The organism is Streptomyces sp. CO7, from assembly GCF_053474865.1.
Genome location: NZ_JBRIOU010000012.1, coordinates 13,301 through 20,856, shown reverse-complemented (window position 1 = coordinate 20,856; position 7,556 = coordinate 13,301). Strand labels below are relative to the sequence as shown.

Below are 7,556 nucleotides of genomic sequence, written 5' to 3'. Positions count from 1 at the left end.
GTCCACGGCACCGCCGGTGTGCAGGACGTCGGCCACCCGCACCGAGTTGGTGACCACCGTCAGGTCCGGCACCCCGGCCAGCACCCGGGCCAGCGCGTAGGTGGTCGTGCCCCCGGAGAGCGCCACCGCGGAGCCGGGGGTCACCAGCGAGGCGGCCGCGCGGGCGATCTCCTCCTTGGCGGCGGGCTCCCGGCCGGTCTTCTCCTCGAAGCCCGGTTCGTGCCCGGTGGGCTCCGTGCCCTCCACGGGCACCGCGCCGCCGTGCACCTTCTCCAGCGCGCCCAGGCGGGCCAGCGCGTCCAGGTCACGGCGCACCGTCATGTCGGACACGCCGAGCCGCTGGGTCAGCTCGTTCACCCGCACCCCGCCGCGGCGGCGGACCTCGTCCAGGATCAGCGCCCGCCGTTGCTCCGCGAGGAGGTTCTGCCGCTCAGCCACCTCTACCCCTCGTCCCTTCTCCCGCGCGGCCGCTCCCGCGCCCCCGGCCGCGCCTCTCGGGCGCTGTGACCAGGCGTTTCCCGCGCCGGCACCGGGCCCGGCGACATTCCATCCTCGCACGACACGCCGAAGCGCGGTCAGGTGGCCGAGTGCGCCGCCGGATCACCGCACTCACCCGATCGTGGGGAGATTCGGTCACGAAGGGTTGAGGCGGTGCGGGAACGGAGATCCCACGGGCGGAGCACCGCATCACATGTTCGAATGCCGCGGGCCGGGAGGGCACGCCGGACACCGCGGCCACCACACGTCACCGGGGGAGCAGCAGTGGTATCTCGACAGGCGACGCAGAGCGCGCCGGCGCCGCGGGCCCAGAACCCGCCGGCGGACGGAGCCACCCTGGAACTGCTCGTGCACGGCGTGGGCGGCACCACCCCGGCGGAGATGCTCGACGACCCGCGGACGGTCCGCGTCACGGGCGACGGCACCGCGGCAGTGTTCCGGCGCGCCGACGACGTGGACGCCGAACGCGCCGCCCGGACCGGCGCGAGGGCCCCCGCGGGCGACGGCACGGCCCCCGTCCAGGAGGCCTACGTCTGGTGCAACCTCACCTCCGGAAACGGCAGTCGCGCGCTGTGGCTGCTGCTGCTCCCCTTCATGGTCGTCAACCTGGCCCACTGGATGCGTCCTGCCGCCCACGGCCTCGGCCGCGCCGTCCGCCTCCACGGGACGCTGGTGCGGCTCGCCGGGCTGAGCCTCACCGTGCTGCTGGTCGCCGCCGCCTGCGAGGTCGCCCTCGACCTGACCGCCTGGCAGTGCGCCGGCACGCCCGCCTGCGCCACCGCCCACTCCTGGCTGGGTTTCCTCACCGAGGGCTGGTGGAGCGCACCCGGCCGCCGTCTGGCCCTGGCCGCCGTGGTGCCCACCGCCCTGACCGTGCTGCTCTGGTACCTCTCGCACCGCACCTGGAGCGAGTACGAGTCCCAGCAGCCGCCGGCCGGCGCCGAGCCCCGGGAGGGCGCCGAGGCCACACCGCTGGGGCGGCCCGGATTCTGGTACGGCCGCCGCTTGGTCGCCCGGCTGCGCGCCGCGCACACCGCGGCCGCGCTGCTCACCGTCGCCGCGGCGGTCACCGCGGCCGCGGCCCGCCACGACCGCGGCGCGGGCGGCCCCGCCCTGCTCGACCTGCTCGGCCGGCTTCTGGAGACCGCCCTGGCCGTCGCCGGCCTCGCCGTGGTGGCCGTGGTGTGCCGCCGCGGCCGCAGCGAGCACCGGATCGACCACGGCCTCGACGCCCGCCTGCAGCGGGTGCTGCCGCTCGGCGCCGCCGCCCTGCTGGTCCTCGCGCTGGTGTACGCCTCCTGGTCCCGGCCCGGCTGGCGATCGGCCGGACTCCTGGCCGGGGACGCGGTCTTCGGGGCGATCTGCCTCGCCCAAGGACTGCTCGTGGTGGCGCTGGCCGCCGTGGCCCGCACCCTGCACCGCTCGCGCCCCGACCCGCGCGCAGCCCTGCGCGGACTCGCGGGTCCGGCGGTCGCCCTGCTGGCCTGCGCCCTCGGCGGGGTGATGTCCGGGGGCGTCGCCCAACGGGTCGCCGACTGGCTCGACGGCCGCAGCGGCACCCTCGCCGGCCCGCCCGTGGTGCTGACCTGGCAGGCCTCCGTCATCCCGCTGCTGCCGGTCGTGGTCCTGGTGCTGCTGGCCGTCCTCGGCCACCGGGCCTGGCGCTCCGTGCGCGGCGAGATCCCCGCGGTGCTGCGCGACCACCCCGGCGAGCCGCACGACCCCGTGCGGGTGCGCCGGGTGGCCCGGGTCCGCGCGCTGGCCGCCCTGACCGACCGGGCCCCGCTGATCGTCGGCGTCGTCGCCGCCGTCACCTTCCTGCTCGGGGCCGGCGCGCTGGCCGGCGCCCTCGGCACCGGCCGGACGCCCGCCGACGCGGCACAGGGCGCGCCCGCCCCCGTGGAGGGGCTCGCCGAGGTGGCCCAGGCCATCGGGTCCTGGCTGATCGGTCTGGGCTTCATACTCTTCGTCACCTTCGGCCGCCGGGCCTACCGGGACGCGTCGGCCCGCCGCACCATCGGCATCCTGTGGGACGTCGGCACCTTCTGGCCGCGCGCCGCCCATCCCTTCGCGCCGCCCTGCTACGCCGAGCGGGCCGTGCCCGACCTGACCTGGCGGATGGCGACCTGGACCGCCGCCACCGGCGGCCGGCTGGTGCTCTCCGGGCACTCGCAGGGCAGCGTGCTGGCCGCGGCGGCTGCCTGGCAGCTGCCCGCCCCGGTACGCGCCCGGGTCGCGCTGCTCACCTACGGCTCCCCGCTGGAGCGCCTGTACGGGCGATGGTTCCCGGCCCACTTCGGGCCCGAGGCGCTCGCCCGTCTGCACCAGGAGGTCGACTGCTGGCGCAACCTGCACCGCCGCACCGACCCGATCGGCGGCCCCGTCCTCGTCGGCACCGGAGGCACGAGGGACACGGGGGACGCGGCGCACGCGGCGGACGCGGCAGATGTGGCGCACACGGTGGATAGGGCGCACGCGGCGGATGTGGCGCACGCGGCGGCGGGCGGGGCCGGTCACGCCGGCTGCCCACCGTGCGCGCCGGTCGACCGGGCGGCGCTCAAGGACCCGCTCTCCCTCGGCCGGACCGCCGAGCATCCGCTGCCCTCGCCCATCCTCGGCCACGGGGGCTACCAGGCCGACCCCGTCTTCGCCGAGGAACGCGCCGCGCTGCTCGCCCGGCTGCCGCGTGGTCTGCCCGCGCCCCGCGACGGGAGCGACGGCCCGGAGGCGCCGGCGGGGCCGCCCGTCAGTCCAGCGCCGGGAGATCCTCCGGGTGGAGCAGGCTGAGCTCCTCGGTGCTCGGGTCGGGCAGCTGCGCCACCCGGCCCGCGTGCCGTTCCACCATCGCCTCGAAGGTCTGGCGGGCGGTGCGACCGTTGCCGAACGCGGGCCCCTTGGGGATCTCCGCGAAGTACTTCAGCAACGCCTCGTCCGTGCCGTCCGCCAGCCGGTACTCGTGCTCCTCGGCCTGCTGCTCCACGATCCGCAGCAGCTCGCCGGGCCCGTAGTCGCCGAACCTGATGGTCCGCGAGAAGCGGGACGCCACGCCGGGGTTGACGGACAGGAAGCGCTCCATCTCCTCCGTGTAACCCGCGACGATCACCACCACCGCCTCGCGGTGGTCCTCCATCAGCTTCACCAACGTGTCGATCGCCTCCCGGCCGAAGTCCCGGCCGGAGTCCTCCGGCGAGAGGGCGTACGCCTCGTCGATGAACAGCACACCGCCCCTGGCCCGGTCGAAGGCCTCCTGGGTGCGGATCGCCGTGGAGCCGATGTGCTCGCCGACCAGGTCGACCCGGGACACCTCGACCAGATGCCCCTTCTCCAGCACGCCCAGCGAGGCCAGGATCTCCCCGTACAGCCGCGCCACCGTCGTCTTGCCGGTGCCGGGGGAGCCGGTGAAGACCAGGTGACGGCGCACCGACGCCGCCTTGAGGCCCGCCTCCCTGCGCCGCCGGCCCACCTCGATCATGTCGGTGAGCGCCCGGACCTCCCGCTTGACGCTCTCCAGTCCGACCAGCGCGTCGAGGGCGCCCAGCACCTCCTGGGCGGCCCGCACCGGGGCGCCGTCCGCCTCGTCCGCCGGACCGGCCGGAGCCCCGGTTCTCGGCGCCGGCACGGAACCCAGCAGCCCGCCCGTGCTCGCCTGCGCCGGAGCGGTCAGCACCGCGCCGTCGCCGGAGGCGGACCCCTGCGCGAGGGAGGAACCGGCGCCGACGCTCTCGTCGCCGGTGCAGTCCTCCACGTCGGGGCCCCCTGCGCCGCCCGACCCGGCCTCCGCGAACTCGTAACCGCCGCGCGCGCACCGCTCGGTGCGGCACTTGCGCAAGGCGGTGCGGCAGCCGTCCAGCACGTGGAACCCGTAGCCGCCGCTGCCGGTCACCTTGCAGCCGACGAAGGTGCCCCGGCCGCCCGCCGACACGTAGAACCCCGCCTCGGCCGGCCCGTCGACGATGCACCGCTCCACCGTCGGGTCCGCGCCCTTGGTGACGATGACGCCCGTCTGGGTGCCGCTGAGCGTGCAGTTGGCGAGCGTGCCCCCGCTGCCGTGGTCGCGGAACCAGGCGCCGGTGGCGGCGTCCCGGATGCGGCAGTCGTCCAGCTGCGCGGTCGCGCCGTCGCTGACCGAGACCGCGGTGTTGCGGACCTGGCTCAGGTCGCTGTCCACCACGTCCGCACGCGAACCGCGGTCCAGCACGAACAGCGCGTCCGGCACGTCGTGCACCCGGCAGGAGTCCAGCACCGCCGTCGCGCCGTCGCTCACCCAGACCGCCGGGTAGTCGCCGGTCGAGTCGAAGATCTCGCACTGGTGGGCGTCGACCCGGGTCCCCGGGTCCCACACCGACAGCCCGTTGCGCCCGAACTGCCGGACGCTGGTGCGGGTGAGGGTGAGCACCGAACGCGAGCGCAGGTCCATCGCGTTCTCGGGGATGTCGTGGATCCGGCAGTCGGCCAGCGTGAGCACCGCGTCGGTGTCCATGGTGACGCCGTCCCCGGCCGTGCGGTGCACGTCGCAGTCGGTGAGCTGACCGGTGGCCCGGCCGGTGATCTGCACCCCGCTGCCGCGCACTTCGTAGATCTCGCAGCCGACCGCCTCCACGAAGGAGTTCTCGCCGGTGGCGCTCAGGCCCGCCCCGGCGGCGTGGTGCACCTTGCAGCGCTCCAGCCGGGGCCGCGCCCCGCCGCGCACCGCCACGCCCGCCTGCCCGGCCGCCGTCACCTCGCACTCCTCGAAGAGCCCGCCCGCGCCGTCGGTGACGGTGATGCCCACACCCGCCGGGTTGTCGACCGAGCAGCGGCGCACCGTGGGACGCGCGGAGCCGCGGACCTCGATGCCGGACGCCGAGCGGGTCATCACGCGGATGTCGGAGATCTCCGGGGTGCCCTCCTCGACCAGCAGCGCCGGCGCCGAGGAGTCCTGCCCCTCCAGGTGCAGTCCCTGCACCACGGCGGAGCCGCGCACCGTCAGCGGCACACCGTCGGCGGGCGCGATGCGCACGGCCCCCGGCTGTCCCTCGGGCCCCCGGAGCGTCACCGCCCGCTGGACGAGGAGGTTCTCCCGGTAAGTGCCGGGGGAGACGGTGAGCACGTCCCCGTCGCCCGCGGCCTCCAGGGCCGAGGCGAGCGAGGAGTACTCTCCCGTGCGGCGCCGCCACCGCGACGTGCCGGTGTGCGTCACCTGGACCGTGCCCTGTGCCATGGTGCTTTTCTGTCCCCACCTCGTCGTACACGGGATGTAGCGGATTGGGCCGAACGTGTCGGCCCGACCACCGTAGCGCGCGCGTCGACGGTGGGTTGCCCGGTGAACGATCGTGATCAGCTTCCGGTACCGGCCCTGCCCCAGTCGGGTCCGGCCCGCTCCCAGGCCCGGTCCAGCCGCTCGAAGCGGAGCCGCATCAGGTGACGAAGGGTCATGCGACGGGCCCCCTCGGCGATCGCGGTGGTCAGCAGGGCCGCGCCGACGCCGGCCAGACCGGCCTGCAGCGTCAGGTCGCCGGTGTCGAGGGGGCGGCCGACGGGACGCCCCCGGTGGTCGGTCCACAGGGTGAAGTGCCGTCCGGGGGCCGGGGCCCGCAGGCTCGTCCAGGTGTGCGCACGCCGGGGGGTGCCGTCGGGCGCGGTCCAGGCGGCGAGTACGCGCTTCCGGCTGCCGCGCTCCGCCGTGCGGCCCTCGGTCCCGGGAAGCTGCACGGAGACCGCCGGGTCCTTCAGGACGGTGGCCGTCACGCGGTGCCGCGCGGCGTGCTGTTGACGGGCCGTACGGCTGAGCGAGTCGTGCGCGGCGGAGCCGGCGAACATGCCGGCGAGCGGAGCGGCGACCGCGATCAGCAGCAGGGCGCCCAGCGCCGCCCACGCCTCCACCAGATCGGTCGTGCGCCGCAGCGGATTGTGCCGCCACCGCCAGATCCCACGCATCGCTCCCACCGCGTCCCCCCGTCGTCCTTCTCCGTGATAGCCCTCCCGCCGGCCGTTCATCCACCGAACGCCGGCAAAGAGAGCGACCTCACCCTTTCGGTGCATCGGGCCCGGGACCGTCCGCACCCGGGACCGTCCGCACCCGGTCCCCGGCCCGCGTGGGCCGGGGACCCGTTCACTCCAGGACCGTGACCGGGTCCCCGACCCGCACGATGCCCGTGGTCAGGGGCACCAGGTACTGGCCGAAGACCAGTTGCGAGCCGAAGCGGCGGACGCGGCCGAGGGTGAGCAGCGGCTCGCGTCCACGGCGGGCGGACTCCTGGTCGGTGGTGGTCACCACGCACCGCCCGCACGTCCGGGCGACGCGGAGGTGGACGCCGCCGACGGCCAGGCGGTTCCATCCGTCCTCGGCCCAGGCCTCGAAGCCGTCCACCACCAGGTTGGGGCGGAAGCGGTTCATCGGCAGCGGGCCCTCCTCGGGGTGGTCGCCCCGCGCCACCGCCGCGTTGAGCGCCTCGAGCGAGGCGAGGGTGGTCAGCAGCAGGGGGTAGCCGTCCGCGAAGGAGACGGTCTCGCCGGGCAGGGCGTACTCGGGGTCGACCGGACGGACGACCGCCGGGTCGTCCATGTGCAGCAGGCGCACGGAGGCGTCCAGATAGGCGCTGCACCAGGCGTGCGCCGCCTCCTCGGCGAGCACTCCCCGCACCCGGGCGCCGAAGACGTCGACCTCCGCCGCCCCGGAGGCCGCCGGGTCGGGGACGGGGACGGTCAGCGGCTCCCTGTCGGGCGCGGACAGACGGACGCCGCCGGGCAGGAGCTCGGCGGCGGCCAGGGCCAGACGGGGATGCCGGCGCCGGGTGACGACCTTTCCCCCGTCGTCGACCAGGGCCCAGCGCCGGTCCCCCTCCGGCCCCCAGGGCTCGATCAAGGCCTCCCGGAGAGCGTGTCCCCGGAAGGCCTTGACCGGATGTACGTGGATCGAATGAACTTCCGCTTTCCCCATGCGGTCATCGTGCCATCAGGCCCGGACCGCCCTCCCGGATCAGTAGCCGCGGTACTCCTGCTGGCCGTACTGCGGCTGGTAGGAGACGGGCGCCTGCTGGCCGTACTGCGGGGTGTACGGGGCCTGCTGACCGTACGGG

The 7,556-nt window shown here is 75.7% G+C and carries 5 protein-coding genes; 1 reads left to right on the top strand and 4 read right to left on the bottom strand.

The window, feature by feature from the left end; all coding sequences use genetic code 11:
• Positions 1-438: DeoR/GlpR family DNA-binding transcription regulator (locus ACOV8S_RS29675; protein ID WP_448321572.1), on the bottom strand; the 438-nt coding region annotated here is incomplete at its 3' end.
• Positions 439-879: 441 nt separating this feature from the next.
• Here ACOV8S_RS29675 and ACOV8S_RS29670 point away from each other — a divergent pair.
• A complete protein-coding gene (locus ACOV8S_RS29670) occupies positions 880-3,285 on the top strand; it encodes a hypothetical protein (RefSeq protein ID WP_448321634.1) in 2,406 nt (801 codons plus the stop codon).
• Here ACOV8S_RS29670 and ACOV8S_RS29665 read toward each other — a convergent pair.
• From ACOV8S_RS29665 to ACOV8S_RS29655, 3 genes are all read right to left on the bottom strand, one after another.
• Positions 3,245-5,698, bottom strand: coding sequence for a right-handed parallel beta-helix repeat-containing protein (locus ACOV8S_RS29665; protein ID WP_448321571.1), 2,454 nt, complete (start codon positions 5,696-5,698; stop codon positions 3,245-3,247). The genes ACOV8S_RS29670 and ACOV8S_RS29665 overlap by 41 nt on opposite strands.
• 116 nt (positions 5,699-5,814) lie before the next feature.
• The gene (locus ACOV8S_RS29660) at positions 5,815-6,414 is read right to left on the bottom strand and encodes an Rv1733c family protein (RefSeq protein ID WP_448321570.1); all 600 of its coding nucleotides are present in this window, start codon (positions 6,412-6,414) and stop codon (positions 5,815-5,817) included.
• A 175-nt stretch (positions 6,415-6,589) separates the two neighbouring features.
• Positions 6,590-7,417 (bottom strand): MOSC domain-containing protein, encoded by an 828-nt coding sequence (locus tag ACOV8S_RS29655; RefSeq protein WP_448321569.1) that lies wholly within the window; start codon positions 7,415-7,417, stop codon positions 6,590-6,592.
• Positions 7,418-7,556 lie beyond the last annotated feature (139 nt).